This is a genomic window from Fulvimarina thalattae, assembly GCF_040239565.1.
Lineage (GTDB): Bacteria > Pseudomonadota > Alphaproteobacteria > Rhizobiales > Rhizobiaceae > Fulvimarina.
In genome coordinates this window covers 105,187-125,717 of record NZ_JBEHWS010000004.1, presented here as the reverse complement: position 1 = coordinate 125,717, position 20,531 = coordinate 105,187, and the positions used below count along the sequence as shown (strand labels likewise).

Sequence of the window (20,531 nt, the reverse complement as noted above, 5' to 3'; positions counted from 1 at the left end):
GCTCTGAATATGGATGTCCTCCGCACTGCCGCGGACTGGGCTGCCAGCGGCCGCAAGCTGGCTCTGGCAACCGTTGTCGAAACCTGGGGTTCGGCGCCGCGACCGACCGGAAGTCATCTGGTGATCGACACCAAGGGCAATTTTGAAGGATCTGTTTCGGGCGGCTGCGTCGAGGGCGCGGTCATCGCCGAAGCGATTGACGTGATCGAGAGCGGTACAGGCAAAATGCTGGAATTTGGCGTTGCCGACGAAACAGCCTGGCGGGTCGGACTCTCCTGTGGCGGGCGTATTCGCGTCTATGTCGAGCCGGTGGTCTGATGCGACACGATATCCTTCAGGCAGTCAATGCGGAGCGCGCCGCGCGGCGGGCTGTCGTCACGATCACCGATATCGATACCGGCAATCAGCGCGTCCTTCGCGAAGCTGAGATTGGTGCGGACCCGATGGCGGACGTTGTCGAGAAGGCAGTTCGGACCGGCAAGTCCGGCATGGTCGAGACCGAAGGCGGTCAGAGTTTTATCAACGTCTACCTCCCGCCGGTGCGTATCGTGCTGATCGGCGCCGTCCATATCTCGCAGGCGCTCGCGCCCATCGCCCGAATTGCTGGCTATGATGTCGAGATCATCGATCCGCGCACGGCCTTCGCGACGCCGGATCGTTTCGCAGGTTTTCAACTCGATGCCGAATGGCCCGATGTGGTTCTCAAGCAGCGCCCACTCGATCCATACACTGCGGTCGCGCTGATTACACATGATCCGAAGATCGACGACGGTCCGCTCATCGAGGCGCTGAAGACCGGCTGCTTCTACATCGGCGCGTTGGGAAGCCGAAAGACCCATGCTCGGCGGCTGGAAAGGCTGAGCGAGGCCGGCATCGCCGATCACCTGATGGAGCGGATCGACGCACCGATCGGCGCCGATATCGGCGCGGCGACGCCCGGCGAGATCGCAGTTGCCATCATGGCGTCGATCGTCGAAGCCTTTCGCAAGCGCAAGATGTTCGCCGAACAAAGGGGCGAGCAGGCGCCGCAATGAGGTTCGGTGAGATCGCCATCGACGAAGCGGACGGCGCGATCCTCGCCCATGCGGCGAAATCCGGAACGCTCGATCTCAAGAAGGGAACGCGGCTGACGGCGGCGGACATCGCGGCGCTCCGTGATGCCGGTATGACCAGCGTAATCGCAGCGCAGCTCGACGCGGGCGATGTGGGAGAAGACGAGGCCGCCGCGCGAATCGCCAAGGCGATGAGTGCGCCGCATCTGGAGATCGGGCCGGCAGCCACGGGCCGGGTCAATATTCATGCTCAAAGGGCCGGCGTCTTCCGACCGGATAAGACGATGATCGACGCATTGAACGCAGTCGATCCGGGGATCACGCTCGCAACGCTCGGCGAAAATAGCGCAATACAATCCGGCCAGATGGTCGCGACGATCAAGATCATTCCCTTGGCGGTCTCGGGGGCGGCTCTGGACAGGGCTCTGAGTGTTCTTGAGCGCGGCACGGCGATCATGATTTCGCCCTTCGTCTCGCGCGATGTCGCGATGATCCAGACGACGTTGCCTGCTACACAGACCAAGATGCTGGAAAAAACGCGGCGCGTGACGGAGGATCGACTTGCGATGTCCGGCTCGCGAATTGTCAGCGAGATGCGCGTTCCCCATCGCTCTGCCGAACTGAGTGCAGCCATTGCTGAGGCAGCGAGCAATAGCAATCTCGTACTCGTCTTTGGCGCCTCGGCCGTCATAGATCGCGCCGACGTCATCCCAGCGGCGATCGAAAGCGCGGGCGGCTCGGTCGATTATTTCGGGATGCCGGTCGATCCCGGCAATCTTCTGCTGGTTGGCCGGATCGGCGATACGCCTGTCTTCGGCGCGCCGGGGTGCGCGAGAAGCCCCAAAGAGAACGGTTTTGACTGGGTGGTGGACCGGATCATGGCCGGCATGGACGTCACGCCTGCTCTGCTTCAATCCTGGGGTGTCGGAGGACTTCTGGCCGAAATCGAGACCCGACCCAGGCCTCGGCAGAACGCCGCGCGATCGAAATCATGTGCGCTCGACGCCGTAGTGCTTGCCGCAGGACGATCGACGCGCATGGGCGAACAGAACAAGCTTCTCGCCGAAATTTCGCCAGGCAAGCCGATGGTGCGTCATGCAGTGGAGACGGCTCTTAGCGCGAAGCTTATCAGCAAGGTCCATGTCGTTCTGGGGCATCAGGCTGACGAGGTTCGGGCAGCTCTCCAAGGTCTCGCCGTAGAGTTCGTGACGAATGCCAGTTTCGCGGACGGGATTTCGACGTCCTTGCGTGCCGGTTTTGCTGCGGCGAGGGATGCAGCCGGCGTGCTCGTGCTCTTAGCCGATCAGCCATTGTTGGAGCCAAGTGACCTCGACCGTCTAGCCAGCGAATTCAAGCAGCTTAATGGGCGTTCAATTGTGGCGGCGGCTGATGGTGCAAAGCGCCGGAATCCCGTCATCCTTCCGGTCAGGTGCCGCGAAGCGGTCGAGCAGCTTATCGGAGACAGGGGAGCTGCACCGATCATAGAGGCTATGGCGGAAGCTCCAGTGCTGATCGATATAGGTGATGCGGCCAGCCTCGATACGGACACGCCGGAACGCTTTCGAGAAGCAAAAAACAGAATGTCCGAGAAAGAACGACGCGCCTGAATGCAATGCTCGCCGCTCTGCGATCCAACGCAAGCGGCGATTTCCAGTCATTTCGTCGTGTCAGTCAAAGCGATTTCCGGCGGGGCGAACCGGAAACACTGTATCAGACGAAACGGCGGTCAGGGCCGAGCCATCTCGTCGATAAGAGCTTCGAGCGCTTTTTTACGATCGGAAGCCAGCTTGTTGAACTTGCGCGCCATGCCGATGTCACGCGGGCTCGGCCCGATGTCGCTTGGCTCGTTGTCCGCCTCGTCGAAGAACCACTGGATCTCCCGGCCGAGGATGTGTGCGATCTGATGCAGTCGACCCGCTGAAACGCGATTGGCGCCGGACTCATATTTCTGAATCTGCTGCCAGCTGATACCCAATTGGACGCCGAGCTTTTCGCGAGACAGACCAGCCATGAGGCGACCGAGCTTGATCTTTGCCCCCACGCTTTTGTCTATATGAGAGGCCGCTTTTGTGTCGTACATTTCCATTTCCTTTTTTTAATTACAGTCCGTCGGTTCCACTTCTACAGCGACCATCCCTCTGCCGACCGAACTGAGACATCCCTATGTATGAGATCCGTAACACCTTTAATGGTTTGGGAGTAGAACGATCGTTCTGCAATGGCTAAGAGCGCGACAGTTCGACTGCCCGCAAACCCTCTCCAATCATAGTAACGTTTACGACAACGTAAAGCCGCTAATCCTCATGTGGCTTTTACAATGGGGCGGAAAAATTGTTAGCCACTTCAAGTTTATCGCCGTTACAAAACAAGAAGCCTCCCTATGCGGTTCCATATGCTTCCTTTTAAATTTCTGAAATAAAAAGCTGTTTTCAAACCTTTCAAGAGTTACTTTAAATCCTGATTTGAATTGTCGTGTTCTCGATTTCTCTCTCCAGGCGAGATAAAATAAATCCAAATGTTGAAAGTTCTCCACAACTATAGCGCGGAAACCCCTACCAAACGTTCGTTTGTTAAGGGTGAAAATGAATTTATGCGCGGTCTTAATACTGCAAGATGAAGTAAACGTGATCGGTCATAACGCGCGATAAAGTTTCTGAAGCTGCATGACTTGGCTGAATTAGGGTCGAATCCTGGAAGGTCCGTTCCTAACACTTTTTGCACGTGATGCGAACCGCCAATGACTGCGGTGGGGCTTCGACATACCTTGGCATACTTGCGATCGAATTGGTCGAAACCGGTCGCCGCCGCGATGGGAAGATCGGAGCAACGTCATCTGTTACCGCGTCGGCAAGGCTATCTCGTAATATAGCGAACATCCGCGCGATGTCTGCTCTGCATCTGGTCAAGACGGAACACGCTAACAGTCTTGAAAACTGGAGCGGGCGATGGGGATCGAACCCACGACATCAAGCTTGGGAAGCTTGCGTTCTACCGCTGAACTACGCCCGCCCGCGGTGGAGAGAATGATAGGTTGGCGGGTGACCGTCAAGCTGAATTCAGCCGACATTTAGCGCCGAGAAATCAGCCCGCCGAGAGCTTTGCCGCCTCTTCCGCAAGCGCGGTGATTTCATCCCACGCTCCGTCCTTGATCAGTCCCTTCGGTGCAACCCAGGACCCGCCCACGCAGACGACATTGGGCAGAGCCAGATAGTCGGCCGCATTATGCGGTGAAACGCCGCCGGTGGGGCAGAATTTGACGCTCTGAAACACCGGTGCGAGCGATTTCAGGTAAGCAATACCGCCGCTTTGCTCGGCCGGAAAGAATTTGAGGACTTCGTAGCCCTCCTGAATCATCGCCAGGAGCTCGCTTGGTGTCGCGGAGCCGGGCAGGAACGGAATGTCGCTCTTCTTGGCGGTGTCGAGCAACTCGACTGTCGCGCCGGGCGAGACGATGAACTTTGCGCCGACGTTCACCGAGTTCGTGTAGTCTGCCGGCTTGAGGATCGTACCCGCGCCGCAGATGGCTTCGGGTACATCGGCCGAAATTGCCTCGATCGCTTCGAGCGCAGCCGGTGTGCGGAGCGTGACCTCGATCGCTTTCAAGCCGCCTTTCGCGAGCGCGCGAGCCAGTTTCACACCGTCCTCGACACTGTCTACGGCGACGACCGGTATGACGGGCTGGCCGGTCAGGATGGGAAGCAGGCGATCGGTCTTCTGCATCATTTACTCGAATGCTGGGTGTGGGAATTCAAGGCTGCTTATGCGCGTCTAACTGGTGTTCTGGCAAGGCTCGAAGCGATAGAGTCTTCCGCCAAAGTTCGTTCGTTGGTCGATAAAAGAAAGGACCGGCTGCGATGATCGCGGCCGGTCCTGATCCGTAATCGATGTCTTCGGCCGAAAAGGCGTCTTACCAACCGCCGTTATAGGTGCGGTAGAAGATGTGCTTGCCGATGCGGTCGACCTTTTCCATAGCGCTGGCCCAGCGCGGATTGACATAGTTCGCGTGGTAATGGGTCGAGGAACCGACGGCGGTCAGCCAGGTCTCGCCGTAGGTCACGTCGTGCGCGACCTTTTCAGCCCGTGCGTAGGACTTCTTGTCCGCAATGCGATCCTTGATGCCGTCGCAGGCAAAGGAGAACTGGCAACGATTGCGCCAATTCTGGTTCTGGTAGACGACACCGCAGATCGTGTCGGGGAAGGAAGGGTTGCGAACGCGGTTCAGCATGACCTGAGCAACGGCAGCCTGGCCTTCGCTGCTTTCGCCGCGGGCTTCGAAATAGATGCCGCGAGCGAGACAGGCCTGTTCCTTCTTGGAGAAGGATGATTTAGGCAGCACCTTTGCAGCCCATTCGTGGTCGTCTTCGCCGATCGGCGGGACGAAGGCTTCAGGCTGGTCTTTCAGAACTTTTTCGAAGAGCGAGGCGGCGCGGCCGTTCTTGGGGCCTTCGTCCGAGGGCGCATAGCCGAGGGCGAGGCCCTGGCTTGGTTGAAGGGCCGCAAGCAGCAGCTTGTCGTTCGTGTTCGAAGAGGACTCAATCTTCGGCGGACCGCTCAGACGGTAGCTCGCCGCAAGGCGGGTCGCCTCGTCGGCAGTCTGGGATGGCTGGGCAAAAGCGGTACGGATGCGGGCGCCACCGCCGGCAACACGCGAACCCATGATGGGCGCATCGGTGAAGGAGCCTGAATTGGCAACGGTCGCCAGGTAGGTATCACGAACCGATTTTTCGAAGACGCGACCGCTCTTGCCAGAAGACTCGACCCGGTCGGAGTCGCTCATCAGGGCGAGTTCCTGAGCGATCGCTTCCTTTGCGAGGCGCAGCGGATCGTTGACCGCCGTTCCGATGTCGGAAGACGCCACCGCCGCAATCTCCCGGATGGTTTCCGCGTCGACTGGAATATCGTTGAGCACGGCCTGCCAGCCGGAACCCGTAATGGTGCCACCCTTGATCGCGGTTACATCCTGCAGACCGGCTGTCGCCGGAGCAATCAGTAGAGCCGCAACTGAAGCGACTGCGAACATCGCGGTCTTGGACATTAGCGAAGCGTTCCCCCGAACGCTGCGCGTGCCTTCCACGCCCCCAAAATTCATTACGCCCCCGTAACTTCCCGGTTACACCCTACCAGATGTTTTCAAACATCCCCCAGTGATCTTGTTCTTTGGTTAACAGAACGTGGCGATTTTCAGGACGGGCGCTTCTTTTTTGAAGCGTAGGGATTGTGAGGCTTGCGCAAACCTAACCGAATTGGCACGCCTTTTAGATCAAAAGAATCCCGTAACCCATTGATAATATAGCGGGAATAGGAAGCGCCGATCGCGTCTGGCCGGGTTGTCGACAACATGAAGGTCGGTGGCCGAGTCTTTACCTGGGTCATGAATTTTATTGAGACGCGACGACCCGATACCGCTGGCGGCGGATGATGCGAAGTCGTTCTCTCAAGCCATTGATTCAGTTTCGCTGTCGAGACGCGGCTGTTCCATGTGCGATGCGTCTCCACCACTGCTTTCATCAGGCGATCGAGGCCCTCGCCGGTTTCACCGGAGATCATGACGGTGCGCACGCCGCGAATCTGCGGCAAGAGGCGCTCCGTCTTCTCTCGCAGCTCCTTTGCGAGTTCCTGCCGGTCTTCAGCAATATCCCATTTGTTGAAGGCGATGACCGGTGCGCGGCCTTCGCGCGCGATCAGATCGACAATCGTCAGATCCTGGCGCTCGAAGGGGATGGTAACATCGAGGACGATCACCACCACTTCCGCGAATTTCAGCGCCCGCAGGGCGTCGGCGACAGAGAGCTTTTCCAGCTTCTCCTGCACCCGCGCTTTCCGCCTCAGGCCCGCGGTATCGAAGATCTTGAACTGTCGGTCCCGCCATTCCCAGTCGACGGAGATCGAGTCGCGGGTAATCCCGGCTTCCGGCCCCGTGAGCAGGCGCTCTTGGCCCAGCATTTGATTGATCAGCGTCGACTTTCCGGCATTCGGCCGCCCGACGATCGCCATGCGGAGCGGCTTCGTCTCGTCATAGGGCAGGGGCGTGTCGTCGTCCTCGGGAACCGGGACATCCGTGATCGCTTCATCAGGGTGCTTCGCCTCGCGATCGAATGCCTCTGTACCAAGGGCTTCTACAAGCGCGTCGCGCAGATCGCCCATGCCTTCGCCATGCTCGGCTGAAATTGCGACTGGGTCACCGAGACCGAGTGCATAGGCATCCAGATAGCCACTGTCGGAATCCCGCGCCTCGGCCTTGTTGGCGACAAGCACAATCTTGCGTCCCGAACGCCGTGCGACCTCTGCAAAATCCTGGTCCTCCGGCGTAATTCCGGTTTTGACGTCGACCATGAAAAGCGAGAGGTCTGCAAGCCGGATCGCTTCCTCGGTTTGCTCGCGCATGCGCCCGGAGAGGCTTTCGCTATGGGAATTCTCGAGGCCGGCGGTGTCGACGATCTCGAAGGCGAGGTCCATCAGACGCGCTTCACCGGGCCGTCGGTCGCGGGTCACGCCCGGCTGATCATCGACGAGCGCCAGGCGTTTGCCGACGAGGCGATTGAAGAGCGTCGATTTCCCGACATTGGGGCGCCCGATGATGGCGATCGACACCATGGATTATATCTCCGATTGCCGCGCGCCTTCGTTCCGGCGGCGGCATACTATTGGTTGGGTTCAGCGTCCTGATCGGCCTCAGGCTCCGGCAGGATGACCGTTTCCGGATCATCTACCGGCTCGGCTTCAGCTTCGCCGCCACTATCGGAAAGCTGAGCCGCACCGGTTTCGTTCGCTGCGGGTTCGGATGCGGAGTTTTCGTTCTGCGGGGATGTATCGTCAGTCGCTGCCGGTTCCTCGGCCTGCGTCGATGAAGTTTCCGCATCCGCAGGTGCGGGAGTGATTTCCTCGGCGCTTGATGCCGCCTCCGGCGCTGGTGCGCTTTCTGTGGTCTCGCTTGGAGCAGTCTCTGCACCATCGGCCGCGTCTTCGGACAAGGTCGCGTCCGGGGAGGCTGCGCTTGTGTTCTCCGGGGTCGCAGCCGTGCCTGCTTCAGTGTCTGCATCGGTCTCGGGCGACATTTCCTGCCCGCTCGCTTCGGGTGCGGGCTGCTGCTCATCGGCAGCCTGATCGCTTGTGGAAGCCGGCTCTCCGGCTGACATATCCGCCGTCTCTTCTGCCTGCGCCGAGCCCGCTTCGTAAGGTTCGTTTGCCGTGAGAAGGCCGATGATGAGGCCGGCGCGCTGTGTGATCCCACTTGGGGCATCGCCGGACTCGACGATCGACTGGTAAAGATCGCGCGCTGTCTCGGTTTCCCCCGCTTTCCAGGCGGCAAGGCCGATCGCGTCGCGGGCGGCATAACGCAGCGGATTGTCGTCCCCAGTCAGCCGCTCCGCCCGCGCACGAACATCGGCGAGACTGCCGTGGTCGATGAGCAGATAGGCGGCGCGGAGATCGGCCATCTCGCGCATGCTCTCGGGGACGGAACTGTCCGAGGCGACTTCGCCGTAGGAGGCGATGGCATCCTGGTTGCGACCGGCTTCAGCCTCGGCATTGGCGATCGACATGCGTGCAAGGTCCGGATAGGAGCCCCAGCCGTCTTCAGCGATCGCACGGAATGCCTCGATCGCGCCGTCTATATCGCCGTCGCCCACGAGATCCTGTGCGGCGAGATAGCGATCACCGCTCGCGTTGGCCTGCGCGATCGAATAGCGGTCCCATCCGACATAGCCGACGGTCACAAGGATGATGACGACAATCACCGCAATGATCGCCGTGCCGAAGCGCGTCCAGATCGACTTCAGCCGATCCTGCCGCAATTCCTCGCTAACCTCGCGAAAGAAACTCTCGTCGCTCATCGCCCCACGCTCTTGTCGTTTCGCCGAAATTCCTCCAGTCGCGGCGGCTTCGGCTTGTCGAGGCGTCTTCTAACAAGTTTTGTGGCTCAAGGAAGGGCCAAGCGGCCTTATCCGACGGGAGCGACGCCGAAGAGCCATTGGTGAAGCCACAGAACGAAGACGATTGTGGAGACAAGACCGACCACGACAGCAATGACGTCGCCCGTCACCGAAACTTCCGAGGACGCGACCGGACGCGGATTGCGGCGGATCGCAGCGGTGAAATCGAGGATGGCCCATGCGAAAAGAGAGCCGAACAGGACAACGTCCGCGACCATGCCGTTTGCAAGGAGATGGCCCGCAGCCCAGAAACCGACGCCGAGCACCATTGGATGACGGGCCAGGCGCTTGATGTTGCCGGCGGGAACATAGGCTGCTGCCGCGAGGACGAAGCCGACGGGCACGAGGATGAGTGCGAGATGGGAAAGGCCAGCCGGGGGAGCATAGAGCGCACCCGCGGCAGCCTGGGCCTCACGATAGCCCTGGCCGATCAGGAACAGACCGACGAGTGATACGAGGCCATAGGTCCCTTTATATGGCATTTCGCCGATCCGGCCGATCAGCGCGTTCCTCGCACCTTCCCCTACGATGCGGATCGAATGCATGCCGATGAAGATAACGAGGCCTGCGATCAGCCAACTCATCTGGATGTCCCTTCAAGCTCGTGAGCAGGCGCAGCATAGCACGTCTCGGAGCTTCACGGTGCCCGGGCGACAAATTTGCGATGGCGCGGTATGGCTCACATCGGCGGCGCGGGGCCGGGCGATTGTCCAGTGACCGTTCCGTCGGCATTGTCGGGCATCGAACAATTCTTGGGGAGGGTCTTTATGGCCGATACGACAGCGCTCGGCGCGGTGGCGATCTACTGCGGTCTGAACATCGCAATTCTATTCTGGCTTTCCTTTGCGATCGGGCGCATCCGCATCCGCCACCAGATCATGATCGGCGATGGCGGTAATGCGCATCTCGCCAAGGCGATGCGCGGCCATGCCAACGCCGTCGAGATCATGCCGATGACCCTGTTGGCCATGACGCTTGCAGGCTTGCTCGGCGCTTGGCCGTTGGTGATCCACGTTCTGGGCCTTGCCTTAACGATCGGACGCCTGCTGCATGGGCTCCATTTCACACAAATGGATGCTCCGCTCTGGCAGCGCATGGTCGGGTTCGGCCTTTCGATGGCCTCGATGCTCGCTTCAGCGGCAACTGCTGTCTTTCTGGGTTTGTCGGCTCTCTGAGATGGCGGCCTGAACTTCCTCTATGTGTGTTGAGAGCGGCCCGTCAGAGCAAGACGTGCGTTCGTGACGGGACGCCATTCAAGGGAGGCAGACGGATGAAACGCTTTCCCACTATTCTCGCCGGGCTTATCCTCGGACTCGGTGCGGCATGTACCTCCGAACCAGAATTCGCGCTTCCGCCCGTCGCCGGTGACGCTTCAGCCAGCGGTGGAGCCGAGTGCAATGCAGCGGCTGCACAGGATCTGCTGGGCATTGGCATGAACGAGCGGGCGCGGGCGCGGGCACGCAAACTGTCTCGAGCCGAGAGCGTGCGGGTCGCGGGACCCGACACAATGGTGACGCAGGACTTCGTTCCGACCCGGCTGACGATACGCACCGACGACGCTGGTCAGATCATCTCTATCGATTGCGGCTGAGCCATTAAGACGGGTCGTATCGAGAACCCAGAGAATGAAACAAAATCGTTCATGATTTGATCTCTTTCGTTAACCGGGTTCTGCTACTGTTTCAGTCATGGAGGCGAATCAGATCATCCAGTGGCTTTCGGCCGATCATCTGACGATCGGCCCGATCGCGCTCACCGGCTTCGCTCTCGTCGTCGCCGGATTGGCCGCGTTCTTCTTCATTTTATGGGTGAGGGCGCTTCGCCGTATCCGGTGGCTGAAGGCCGAACTCGGTGTTTCGGGGCACGGCACCGAAGGCTTGAACGCCGTGCTGCGCGCCCAATCCGAGCTCTCCGGTCGGTTGCAGACCATGACAGACGTACTCGGGACGCGGCAGGCAGAGCTTACCTCGACCCTCGCAGGCCGGCTCGACGGGCTGACAAGTTCCGTTGGCCGTTCCATCATGGCGACCGGCTCGCAGACGAAGGACTCGCTTTCAGCGCTCGGCGAGCGCCTTGCGGTCATCGACGACGCGCAGAACCGGATCGGCCAGCTGGCCAGCGGCATCTCGAAACTTCAGGACATTCTCGGCGACAAGCAAAGTCGCGGCGCGTTCGGCGAGTTGCGGATGCAGACCATCGTCGCCGACGCACTGCCCGCAAACGGCTATCGCATGCAGGCGACGCTATCCAACGGCAAACGTCCCGACTGTCTGATCGAGATGCCGAATGGCGCACCGCCCCTCGTCATCGACGCCAAGTTCCCGCTCGACGCCTATGCCGCTCTGACCACGGCTGAGACACCAGAGGCGAAGCAGTTCGCCATGAGCCGAATGCGCCGGGACATGGATGTTCATATTCGCGCGATTTCGGCGAAATATCTGATTGCGAACGAGACCCTCGATACTGCGCTGATGTTCGTGCCGTCCGAGACTGTCTTCGCGCTTTTGGGTGAGCGCTTTCCCGACATCGTCCAGAAGGCGTTCCGCGCCAAGGTGGTGATCGTTTCGCCGACACTACTGATGCTGTCGGTCCAGGTCATCCAGAACCTCCTCAAGGATGCACGTGTGCGCGAGGAGGCAGGGCGCATCCAGAAAGAGACGCAGCTCCTTGCCGAGGACATTGCGCGTCTCGACGAGCGGGTGAACGCTCTCAAGACTCACTTCGGCCGGTCGGCGCGGGACATCGATCAAATTCTGGTTTCGACCGAGAAGATTGTACGGCGTGTCGATCGGATCGGGGAAATGCCGCTTCAGGACGAAGCGATTGCCGGAAAGGATGCGGCCGAATAATTATCACAGTTTTGTGATGACAGGTAAGCGAACTGCGAAAACAGGCGGATATTCTGGGTGTTGACAGCTATTATTGGGAAGCAAAGCAGCTTATCCTTACCGAGAGGTTAATTTTTCCGGGATCGAAATGGCGATCTGCGTCGTTGCTAAGTCAACTATCCGATCCTGAGGGGGATAAAAAATGCGACGCGCAGCGCGGACACTGTTGACGGCGGTAAGCTTGGCCCTAGTGCCGACTGTCGCATTCACGGCTCCTGCACACGCCGTTGGCTTGGCTGAGGCCTATAATTCCCAAACCGATATCGATTTCCGCCAGGGTCTCCAGATTCGTCTTGCCTGGACCGGCGACTACGAGGGTTCCTTCGACGGCGTCATCGGGCCCCGCTCGCTCCGCGCTATTCGTGATTTTCAGGCGCGTCACGGCATGAACCCGAACGGCGTGATCTCGGACGACATGCTCGCTCAGCTCGTCGACAAATCTGATTCGATCCAGAATAGCCTCGGTGTTGCTTTCGCGGATGACGCACTCACCGGCTCGCGGATGCTCATTCCGTTTAATCGTGTCGTCGATTCCGGCACGACCGACGTCGGAAATCTCTGGCGCTCAGAAGATGGTCGTCTCGAAGTCGAGACCGTGCGTGTCGCCGACACCGGGCAGACGCTCAAGGGTCTCTACGACGTACTGACGACCGAAACCGACACCCGCAGCGTTTCTGACTCCGAATTCACGCCGAACTGGTTCCGCGTGGCGGGCGAAGATGCCGGCCGCAGTTACCTTATGCGTTTCGAAGTCAGTTCGAAGAGTGAATTCGATCTTCGCGGATTTTCCGTGTCTTTCGATCCTGCGATCGAAGAAGAAGTCGAGCCATTCCTGTTCGTTGCCTCGGAACTCTTCGAGCCCTTCGCGCTGGAGCCACGTCAGCCGCTTCTCGCAAGCCGCGATGATCGCCCGTTCAGCGCGATGATGGAACGCCGTCGTTCCACCAACGAGACGCGCGACGGTCGCTATGCACTGGCCTATGCCGATCCCTCTCAGCCCAATATGTTCGCAATGCCGCCCGCCGACAATGGAATGGCGGTTGGCGAGCGTAAGCCGGGCGACGTCGACTTCGATATGGCCGGCTCGGGCTTCGCCGTCTCCAAGGATGGATGGGTTCTCACCAACGCGCATGTCGTCAACGCGTGCAACGCTGTGCTCGTGAGCGGTTATGGTCGCATCACGGATCGTGTGGTCGATAGCGAAAACGATCTCGCGTTGGTTAAGGTTGAAGGTCATTTCGAGCAACCTCTGAAGGTTGCGGTTGATAAGCCGCGCTTGGGCGAAGACATCCTTGCGCTTGGCTTCCCGCTGCGCTCAATCCTCGCCGACTCGCTCAATGTGACGCGCGGCAACGTATCCTCGCTGCTCGGTCTGATGAATGATCCGCGTTACATGCAGATTTCGGCGCCGGTACAGCCCGGTAACTCAGGCGGACCGCTGGTCGATCTGTCTGGCCGCGTTGTTGGTGTCGTCACGGCCAAGCTGAATGCAGTGGCAATCGCCGACGCGACGGGTGATATTCCGCAGTCGATTAACTTCGCGATCCAGCCGAATGCCGTCTCGAAGTTCCTCGACGCCAATGCGGTCGATTACGAGGCTGCGGACCCGGAAGCTTCATTCCAGAGCGTTCCAGATGCCGTCGCAGGCGTGAAAGACTCGGTCCTTCCGGTTCTCTGCCTCGACGAATAATCGACCCCCCTCCTCCAACCGACCATCCTCACTGAGCCGCGCGGGATATCTCGTGCGGCTCTTTTGTTGTGGCCGTCTGCCTTAGAAAACAGGTGCACATAAATAGTCGAACGGAACAGGTGCACGCTTCTTCGTGTTCCGGACTGGAGACGTCCAACCACGCTAGGAAGCAAACCATGCCAGACCTCAGCACCGAACCCAAAATGATGCGTTCGCAGCAGGACAAGGACACGCCGGAAAAGCTTTCCGATGATGAGACCCGGAATGCCGAAGCGCGCAGTGATGCCGATAGTGGCAGCAAGAAGGATCGCGAAGAGTCCAAGGCCGGCACGGCAGAGCATCGGTCTGAACAGCAGACCGCCATCTTCGAGGAAAACAAGCGCGGCAAAAGTGACGGCGCTGGCGACGGCGAAGAGAACACCGCCGCGGGCAATGCGGATGATGCTGACGACGGGCAGGTGGGCGTTGCCAGCCGAGGCCGGTCACGCCTCTGAAGACCGGAAATTCCAAAGGTCTACGCGTGCCTCTAAACGCGTCACATCTTCAGGCGACCTGCCGGATTCAGCGGATTTTCTGCAGGAAGGATGTGAGGTCGTCGGTGACGAAGTCGATGTGACTCCCGTCCCGTCCCTCATGTTCCCAATAATCTCCGAAGGTCGTCTCGAAATTGCGGGGCACGACGAGAATCGTCTTCATACCCAGCATCTTCGGAACCGTGAGGTTCTTCGCCAGATCCTCGAACATTGCCGAATGCTCGACCTCGATTTCATGGAGACCGACGAATTTATCGTAGGTTTCGGCGGCGGGCTTCGGTACGAGGTCCGAAGCGACGATGTCGAAAATATCCTCGAAATGATCGAGAACTCCGAGCTGTTTCGCCGCGCGCTCCGCGTGCCCCCGATCGCCATTGGTGAAGATGAACTTGCGACCGGGTAGAGCTGCAATCGCTTCGCCGAGATGCGGATTTGGCTCCAGCCACGAGTAGTCGATGTCGTGCACGAAGCTCAGGAAGGCATCAGGGTCGATCTCACGCTCGGCCATCAGGCCGCGCAATGTCGTCCCATAGCGGCGGTACAGATCTTTCTGAAGGGTGCGAGCCTCATCTCTCGGCAGTGTCATCAGTTCGGCGATATAGGTCGTCATCCGCTGGTCGATCTGAGAGAAGAGATCGGAGTGGCGCGGATAGAGGGTATTGTCGAGATCGAAGATCCAGTCGCGAACATGCGCAAACGCATCCCGGTCGGCTTCAGCGGTAACGGCCGTGTGTGTGGTTGTGCTCATTCGTCCTGTCGCCGGTTGGATGTCGCAAGACCCTGATTTTTGAGGGTCGCATGAAAAGGTTCATAAGGAATGTGGATTGAAATTACCGTCGCAGCCGCATTCTTCCAGAACGTTCGTTCAGCTCTGCAAAAGCGCCTCAAGGCACATCTTTCGACGACTGGAGCGACCTTCGTGCGGTTCGGTTTCGGTCTGCCCTTCGCGCTGATCTATCTCCTGACGCTGGAAAGCTTCGGATTTAAGACACCCGCACCCAATCTTGTCTTCGCAGGATATGTCGTCTTCGCCGCGATCGCCCAGATCGCGGGCACGGCGCTTTTGGTTCTGGCCTTCTCCTACCGCAATTTCATGGCGGCGACCGTTTATTCCAAGACCGAACCGATCATCGCGGCGATTTTTGGCTTCCTTATAATCGGTGATAGCTTGGGTCCGGTCGGAATACTGGCGATCGTCATTGGTCTTGCCGGGGTGCTCATCCTCTCGATCGGAGGGACGGGAAGCGTCCGGCAGATCGTCAAGCCATCGGCGGTACCCTCCGCCATGCTGGGCGTTGCCTCAGGTGTCGGTTTCGCGCTGGCGGCCATCGGCGTCCGTGGCGCCGCCCTTGCCCTCGAAAACCCTGATCCGGTCGTTTCGGCCGCAACGACGCTTGTCTGCGTGATTGCCCTCCAGACGGTGCTGATGGCCAGCTTCATGATGGCTTTCGAACGCCATACTCTCAGCGCCATCGCAAGGAACTGGAAAACCGCACTGCTGGCCGGCTTCTGCGGTGCGGCGGCCTCGATCGGCTGGTTCACCGCGATGGCGATGCAGCCTGTCGCTCTGGTCAAGACCGTCGGCCAGAGCGAGCTTCTCTTCGCCTATGCCGCCTCGATCTGGTGGTTCCGTGAAACCATCTCAAGTACGGAGCTCGCCGGCTGCGGTCTCGTCATTCTCGCGGTGCTCATCCTCATTCAGTTCGGCTCATGAGAATAGGCTTCGGGGAATTCAGGGAACGATCAGCGTTCCCGCACCGTGCTCGGTCAGGAGTTCGAGCAGCACCGCATGGCGTGTCTTGCCGTTGAGAATGACGACGCCCTCAACACCGCGTTCCAGTGCGTCGATGCAGGTTTCGACCTTCGGGATCATGCCGCCAGAGATCGTGCCGTTGCGGATCAGTCCCTTGGCCTCGCTGACGCTCAGCTCCTTGATCAATTCCCCGCTGTTATCGAGAACGCCGGGGACGTCAGTCAGGAAGAGAAGGCGCGAGGCGTTGAGCGACCCGGCGATGGCGCCGGCAAAGGTATCGGCGTTGATGTTGTAGGTCGCGCCGTCCCTGCCGGGAGCAACGGGTGCGATGACCGGGATCATTTCAGAGCGCGCGAGAAGATCGAGCAGCGTCCGGTCGACCTCAACAGGCTCGCCGACGAAACCGAGATCAAGAACCTTCTCGATATTGGAGTCCGGGTCGATTACCGTTTTCGTCGCCTTTTCGGCGAAGACCAGATTGCCGTCCTTGCCGCACAAGCCGATGGCCCATTCGCCCTCGGCATTGATCATCGCGACGATTTCCTTGTTGATCGAACCGGCAAGGACCATCTCAACGATCCGCACGGTCTCCGCATCGGTCACCCGCAGTCCGCCTTCGAAGCGCGACTCGATGCCCATCTGGTTGAGCATCCGCCCGATCTGCGGTCCGCCACCATGCACGACGATCGGGTTGACGCCGGACTGCTTGAGAAGCGCGATGTCACGGGCAAAGGCCCGACCGAGTTCGGTATCGCCCATTGCGTGCCCGCCGTATTTCACGACGACGTTCTTGTTCTCGTAAGCTTGCATGTAAGGCAAGGCTTCGGAGAGGAGACGCGCCTGAGTCTCGGCATTGTCCGTTACGGAAGGGGTATCGCTCATCATCGTCTCTCGCTCGTCATTGTCGGGCTACAATCTTGCGCTCTTCCATTGCGCGGCTCAGCCCGGTTCCGGCGTGGTTCTAGCGGGAAACCGGGGCCGACTGAACCCGTTGCCGTCCAACAGAACGGCGAGACGGAAAGCCGCGCTGGTTCGCCCGTCGCGCTGCGCCAGTTGCCTGAAATAACTCATAGACAGCGAGGGCAAGATGCGAAGCACGAATTGGGTCTTTTCAGCTGCGAAAAATGCGACGAGAGTAGCGGCAGCATCGGTAATCGCACTGACTTTATCCTCGCAGGCCTCGTCTGCTCAGGATGCTGGTCTGGAAAGCGCGAAGGCCGACGGCATCCAGCTTCTCATGCGCCACGCCATCGCGCCGGGGACGGGCGATCCGTCCGATTTCGAGATCGGGGACTGCTCCACGCAGCGCAATCTGTCAGACGAGGGACGCAAGCAGGCGAGGGCGATTGGCGAACGCATTCGGCAAGCGGGGATCGAGATCGACGTGGTGCTCACCAGCCAATGGTGCCGCTGCCGCGAGACTGCCGAACTCCTAGGCGTCGCACCCGTGGAGGATGCGCCGTTTCTCAACTCGTTCTTCGGCGATCGCTCGATCAGCGACACGCAGACCGAAGCCGCACGCAAGCGCATTCAGGAACTTGCCGAGGAAGGCCGGAAGGCGATGCTGGTGACCCATCAGGTCAACATCACGGCACTGACGGATATTTTCCCGGCCTCTGGAGAGATCATTCTGGTCGCCGCGGGAGCAGACGGTTCGATCGAAACGCGCGGCTCGATCGAACCCTGAGTACCCTTATCGGCGGACCGCGTTCTCGATGCCCTCGATTGCCGAGGCGTCCTCGATCGTCGCTGGCGTATCGAAGGCGCTTTCGTCGACGATTGCCTTCATCGTCCGCCGCAGCACCTTGCCGGACCGGGTCTTAGGTAGCTTGTCGACGATGATCACGCGTTTGAAGGCGGCGACGGGGCCGATTTCGTCTCGAACCCGTTTAATGACGTCCGCTTCGAGACTATCCTTGGTCGCCTGATCGGTTTCCTTCAGAACGACGAAGCCGCAGGGGATCTGGCCCTTCATCTCGTCTTCCATGCCGATCACGGCACACTCGACCACCGCCGGATGCTTGGCGACAACCTCTTCCATCTCGCCCGTCGACAGACGATGCCCGGCGACGTTGATGACGTCGTCAGTCCTGCCCATCACAAACAGATAGCCGTCTTCGTCCATGTAGCCGGCATCGGCCGTTGAGTAGTAACCAGGGAATTCTGCGAGATAGCTTTCCTTGAATCGTTCGTCGGCGTTCCAGAGCGTCGGCAGATTGCCGGGCGCCAAGGGGAGCTTGATCGCGATCGCGCCCATCTCCCCGCGCGGCACTTCGTTCGCGGCCTCGTCGAGGATCGCCAGTTCATAACCTGGCATCGCGACGCTCGGGCTGCCGCGCTTGATCGGCAGCAGTTCGATGCCGCGCGGATTGCCGGCGATCGTCCAGCTCGTCTCGGTTTGCCACCAGTGATCGATCACCGGACGCCCGAGCTTCTCCTCCGCCCACTTGACCGTTTCGGGATCGGCGCGCTCGCCGGCAAGATAGAGGGTCTCGAACTTAGAGAGATCGTACTGTCCGATGAGTTTTCCCTCCGGGTCTTCCTTGCGCACGCCGCGAATGGCGGTTGGCGCAGTAAAGAGCGTCTTGGCGCCGTGCTCGGAGATGATGCGCCAGAACGTGCCGGCATCGGGCGTTCCGACAGGCTTGCCTTCGAAGACGATGGTCGTCGCGCCTTTCAGCAGCGGCGCGTAGCAGATATAGGAATGGCCGACGATCCAGCCGAAGTCGGACGCCGTGAAGAAGACGTCACCTTCATCGATGCCGTAGATCGCACCCATGGACCAATGCATGGCGACCATGTGCCCGCCATTGTCACGGACGACCCCTTTCGGTTTTCCAGTCGTCCCGGAGGTGTAGAGGATATAGAGCGGATCGGTCGCCTTCATTCGCTCGCAAGGAACATGGCGTCCGCCGTCGACCTCGGCTCTGTAGCGGTCACGCAGGGAGTTCCAGTCGTAGTCGCGGCCGTCGACCAGATCGCAAGGGAGTTCAGGGCGCTGGAGTACGATGGTCGAGTCGGGCTTGGCCGTGGCCAGCTCGATCGCCTTGTCCATCAGCGGCTTGTATTCCACCTTCCGCGCAGGCTCGATACCGCAGGAGGCTGACAGGATCAGTTTCGGCTTGGCGTCGTCTATGCGCTTTGCAAGCTCACTTGCTGCAAAACCGCCGAAGACGACCGAGTGGATCGCGCCGATCCGCGCGCAGGCCAGCATGGATGTAAGCGTTTCGGGGATCATGGGCATATAGAGGACGACCCTGTCGCCTTTCTCGACGCCCAGATCGGTCATAGCGGCCGCAAGCGCTTTTACGTCTAACAGAAGCTCGGAATAGCTGATCTTCCGCTTCGTCCCGGTGACGGGCGAATCGTAGATGACCGACGTACGGTCACCGTTGCCGGAGGCGACATGGCGGTCGAGCGCGTTGTGGCAGGTGTTGCAGACACCGTCCGGAAACCAGCGTCCATAAACGCCGAGCGTTTCGTCAAAAGCCTTGGTGGGCTTCTCGAACCAGTCGATCGCTTCTGCCTGTTCGAGCCAGAATCCCTCGCGGTCGATGCGAGATCGTTCGTAGACGTCCTGGTAGCGTTGGGTCATGAAAAGCTGATCCTCCCAAACCATTCTCAATGACGCTTTCCGAAAGAGAATGCGCATGAGGTGGGTTGAAAGAATAGCACTGACGCCCGGCGCGGAAAGCATGGCCGTTGGTGGAAGATGTCAGCCCGTTTGAGCCAAGCCTGACACGAAATACGTTGAAGAGAGACCGTAGAGGAAGCGTTTATTTCTTCACGGTAGCATTTTGGAGGTTGAGTGTCGGATGCGGGTTGAAGTCCGACGGGGAGATTAAACATGGCGACCGCGATAGTAAGACCAGCAAAGCCTTATCGCGGTATCGGCGTCTTCTTCTCCCTTTTGGCGCTTGTTCTCCTTCATGTCCCCGTTTCCGCGCGAGCGGCAGCCTGGCTGCAGGACGAGGGCGATGGACAAGCGATTGTCACAGGCCTCTTTTCCCATGCGGATGAGGCATTCACCCAGCGATATGATGAGACCGAGCCGGTCGACTTCCAGAAAGGCGGGGGCTCACTTCTCCTCGACTACGGACTTTTCACTTGGCTGACGGTGACCGGCGGGCTCGAATTCAGCTCCGAGACATCAGATGACCTTCCCTATAAACGTCCGGGTCTTTCACGTGCTTCGCTCGGCCTGAGGACCCAGCTCTATCGCTCGGACACTTATGCGATGAGCGCCGAAGTCGGCGTGCTCACAGAAGATGTCTACGGTGAAGCCGACGCGTTGGTCGACACATATGGCTGGGATTCGCCGCTGCTCGAAGCCCGGTGGTCCGGCGGCGTCAATTTCGAACTCTGGGGCAAGCCCGGTTTCTCAGATGTCTCTTTCGGCTACCGGTATCGGCTGGGTGACGGACCTGACGAGATGGTCATCGACACGACCCTCGGTTATCGCGTCTTCGAGAAAATCATGATTCTCGCGCAGAGTTTTGCGACCGCTTCCGCATCGAGTGACGAAGCATCATACGGTCATCAAAAGGCGCAAGGCTCGCTCGTCTATGATCTGTCGGACCGATGGTCGGTGCAGGCCGGCGGCTTTGCGACCGTCGTCGGTCACAACGCGCTGAAGGAGCGCGGTGCGTTTTCCGCGTTGTGGTATCGCTTCTGACACCGTGAC

Annotated in this window: 20 protein-coding genes and 1 tRNA gene; 11 read left to right on the top strand and 10 right to left on the bottom strand. The window is 59.6% G+C overall.

The window, feature by feature from the left end; genetic code table 11:
- The first annotated feature begins 9 nt into the window (after positions 1-9).
- From ABRA89_RS07000 to ABRA89_RS06990, 3 genes are read left to right on the top strand one after another with little or no spacing between them, the layout of a single operon-like run.
- Positions 10-318, top strand: coding sequence for an XdhC family protein (locus ABRA89_RS07000; protein WP_349940910.1), 309 nt, complete (start codon positions 10-12; stop codon positions 316-318).
- Positions 318-1,034, top strand: coding sequence for an XdhC family protein (locus ABRA89_RS06995; RefSeq protein WP_349940736.1), 717 nt, complete (start codon positions 318-320; stop codon positions 1,032-1,034). The genes ABRA89_RS07000 and ABRA89_RS06995 overlap by 1 nt, the downstream gene beginning before the upstream one ends.
- The gene (locus tag ABRA89_RS06990) at positions 1,031-2,659 is read left to right on the top strand and encodes a molybdopterin-binding/glycosyltransferase family 2 protein (RefSeq protein ID WP_349940735.1); all 1,629 of its coding nucleotides are present in this window, start codon (positions 1,031-1,033) and stop codon (positions 2,657-2,659) included. The genes ABRA89_RS06995 and ABRA89_RS06990 overlap by 4 nt, the downstream gene beginning before the upstream one ends.
- Positions 2,660-2,778: 119 nt before the next feature.
- On the opposite strand, the gene ABRA89_RS06985 is transcribed toward ABRA89_RS06990, so the two are convergent.
- The 7 genes from ABRA89_RS06985 to ABRA89_RS06955 all read right to left on the bottom strand — a co-directional run bounded on the left by ABRA89_RS06985 (position 2,779) and on the right by ABRA89_RS06955 (position 9,567).
- Complete coding sequence (locus tag ABRA89_RS06985) at positions 2,779-3,132, bottom strand: helix-turn-helix domain-containing protein (protein ID WP_346218631.1); 354 nt, start codon at positions 3,130-3,132, stop codon at positions 2,779-2,781.
- 854 nt (positions 3,133-3,986) lie between these two features.
- A tRNA-Gly gene (locus tag ABRA89_RS06980) sits at positions 3,987-4,061 on the bottom strand.
- Positions 4,062-4,133: 72 nt separating this feature from the next.
- Complete coding sequence (locus ABRA89_RS06975) at positions 4,134-4,775, bottom strand: 2-dehydro-3-deoxy-phosphogluconate aldolase (RefSeq protein WP_349940734.1); 642 nt, start codon at positions 4,773-4,775, stop codon at positions 4,134-4,136.
- 184 nt (positions 4,776-4,959) lie between these two features.
- A complete protein-coding gene (locus tag ABRA89_RS06970; RefSeq protein ID WP_349940733.1) occupies positions 4,960-6,087 on the bottom strand; it encodes a cell wall hydrolase in 1,128 nt (375 codons plus the stop codon).
- A gap of 146 nt (positions 6,088-6,233) precedes the next feature.
- Entirely contained in the window at positions 6,234-7,646 is a 1,413-nt protein-coding gene (der, locus tag ABRA89_RS06965) for a ribosome biogenesis GTPase Der (RefSeq protein ID WP_349940732.1), read from the bottom strand.
- 47 nt (positions 7,647-7,693) lie between these two features.
- Positions 7,694-8,884: a tetratricopeptide repeat protein gene (locus ABRA89_RS06960; protein ID WP_349940731.1), complete on the bottom strand. Its 1,191-nt coding sequence runs from the start codon at positions 8,882-8,884 to the stop codon at positions 7,694-7,696.
- Positions 8,885-8,991: 107 nt separating this feature from the next.
- Positions 8,992-9,567 (bottom strand): NnrU family protein, encoded by a 576-nt coding sequence (locus ABRA89_RS06955; protein ID WP_349940730.1) that lies wholly within the window; start codon positions 9,565-9,567, stop codon positions 8,992-8,994.
- 183 nt (positions 9,568-9,750) lie between these two features.
- Between ABRA89_RS06955 and ABRA89_RS06950 the strand changes: the two genes are divergently transcribed.
- The 5 genes from ABRA89_RS06950 to ABRA89_RS06930 all read left to right on the top strand — a co-directional run bounded on the left by ABRA89_RS06950 (position 9,751) and on the right by ABRA89_RS06930 (position 14,055).
- Positions 9,751-10,158 carry an MAPEG family protein gene (locus tag ABRA89_RS06950; RefSeq protein WP_349940729.1) on the top strand — a complete coding sequence of 136 codons (408 nt, stop codon included), beginning with the start codon at positions 9,751-9,753 and terminating at the stop codon, positions 10,156-10,158.
- Positions 10,159-10,253: 95 nt separating this feature from the next.
- Positions 10,254-10,574 (top strand): I78 family peptidase inhibitor, encoded by a 321-nt coding sequence (locus tag ABRA89_RS06945; protein WP_349940728.1) that lies wholly within the window; start codon positions 10,254-10,256, stop codon positions 10,572-10,574.
- A gap of 97 nt (positions 10,575-10,671) precedes the next feature.
- Positions 10,672-11,832, top strand: a complete 1,161-nt coding sequence (locus ABRA89_RS06940; protein WP_349940727.1) for a DNA recombination protein RmuC — start codon at positions 10,672-10,674, stop codon at positions 11,830-11,832.
- Between the two features lie 271 nt (positions 11,833-12,103).
- Positions 12,104-13,561 carry a serine protease gene (locus tag ABRA89_RS06935; RefSeq protein ID WP_349940726.1) on the top strand — a complete coding sequence of 486 codons (1,458 nt, stop codon included), beginning with the start codon at positions 12,104-12,106 and terminating at the stop codon, positions 13,559-13,561.
- Positions 13,562-13,737: 176 nt separating this feature from the next.
- On the top strand, positions 13,738-14,055 hold the full coding sequence (locus tag ABRA89_RS06930) for a hypothetical protein (RefSeq protein ID WP_349940725.1): 318 nt from the start codon (positions 13,738-13,740) through the stop codon (positions 14,053-14,055).
- Between the two features lie 67 nt (positions 14,056-14,122).
- On the opposite strand, the gene ABRA89_RS06925 is transcribed toward ABRA89_RS06930, so the two are convergent.
- A complete protein-coding gene (locus ABRA89_RS06925; protein WP_349940724.1) occupies positions 14,123-14,842 on the bottom strand; it encodes a pyrimidine 5'-nucleotidase in 720 nt (239 codons plus the stop codon).
- 69 nt (positions 14,843-14,911) lie between these two features.
- Here ABRA89_RS06925 and ABRA89_RS06920 point away from each other — a divergent pair, with 69 nt between their 5' ends.
- Complete coding sequence (locus tag ABRA89_RS06920; protein ID WP_349940723.1) at positions 14,912-15,808, top strand: DMT family transporter; 897 nt, start codon at positions 14,912-14,914, stop codon at positions 15,806-15,808.
- Between the two features lie 18 nt (positions 15,809-15,826).
- Here the strand turns inward: ABRA89_RS06920 and argB are convergent, their stop codons facing one another.
- Positions 15,827-16,729, bottom strand: a complete 903-nt coding sequence (gene argB / locus ABRA89_RS06915; RefSeq protein WP_349940909.1) for an acetylglutamate kinase — start codon at positions 16,727-16,729, stop codon at positions 15,827-15,829.
- A 205-nt stretch (positions 16,730-16,934) separates the two neighbouring features.
- Between argB and ABRA89_RS06910 the strand changes: the two genes are divergently transcribed.
- A complete protein-coding gene (locus tag ABRA89_RS06910; RefSeq protein WP_349940722.1) occupies positions 16,935-17,534 on the top strand; it encodes a histidine phosphatase family protein in 600 nt (199 codons plus the stop codon).
- 6 nt (positions 17,535-17,540) lie between these two features.
- On the opposite strand, the gene ABRA89_RS06905 is transcribed toward ABRA89_RS06910, so the two are convergent.
- Positions 17,541-19,442, bottom strand: a complete 1,902-nt coding sequence (locus ABRA89_RS06905; RefSeq protein WP_349940721.1) for a propionyl-CoA synthetase — start codon at positions 19,440-19,442, stop codon at positions 17,541-17,543.
- Between the two features lie 252 nt (positions 19,443-19,694).
- Between ABRA89_RS06905 and ABRA89_RS06900 the strand changes: the two genes are divergently transcribed.
- The gene (locus ABRA89_RS06900) at positions 19,695-20,522 is read left to right on the top strand and encodes a hypothetical protein (RefSeq protein WP_349940720.1); all 828 of its coding nucleotides are present in this window, start codon (positions 19,695-19,697) and stop codon (positions 20,520-20,522) included.
- Positions 20,523-20,531: the final 9 nt, after the last annotated feature.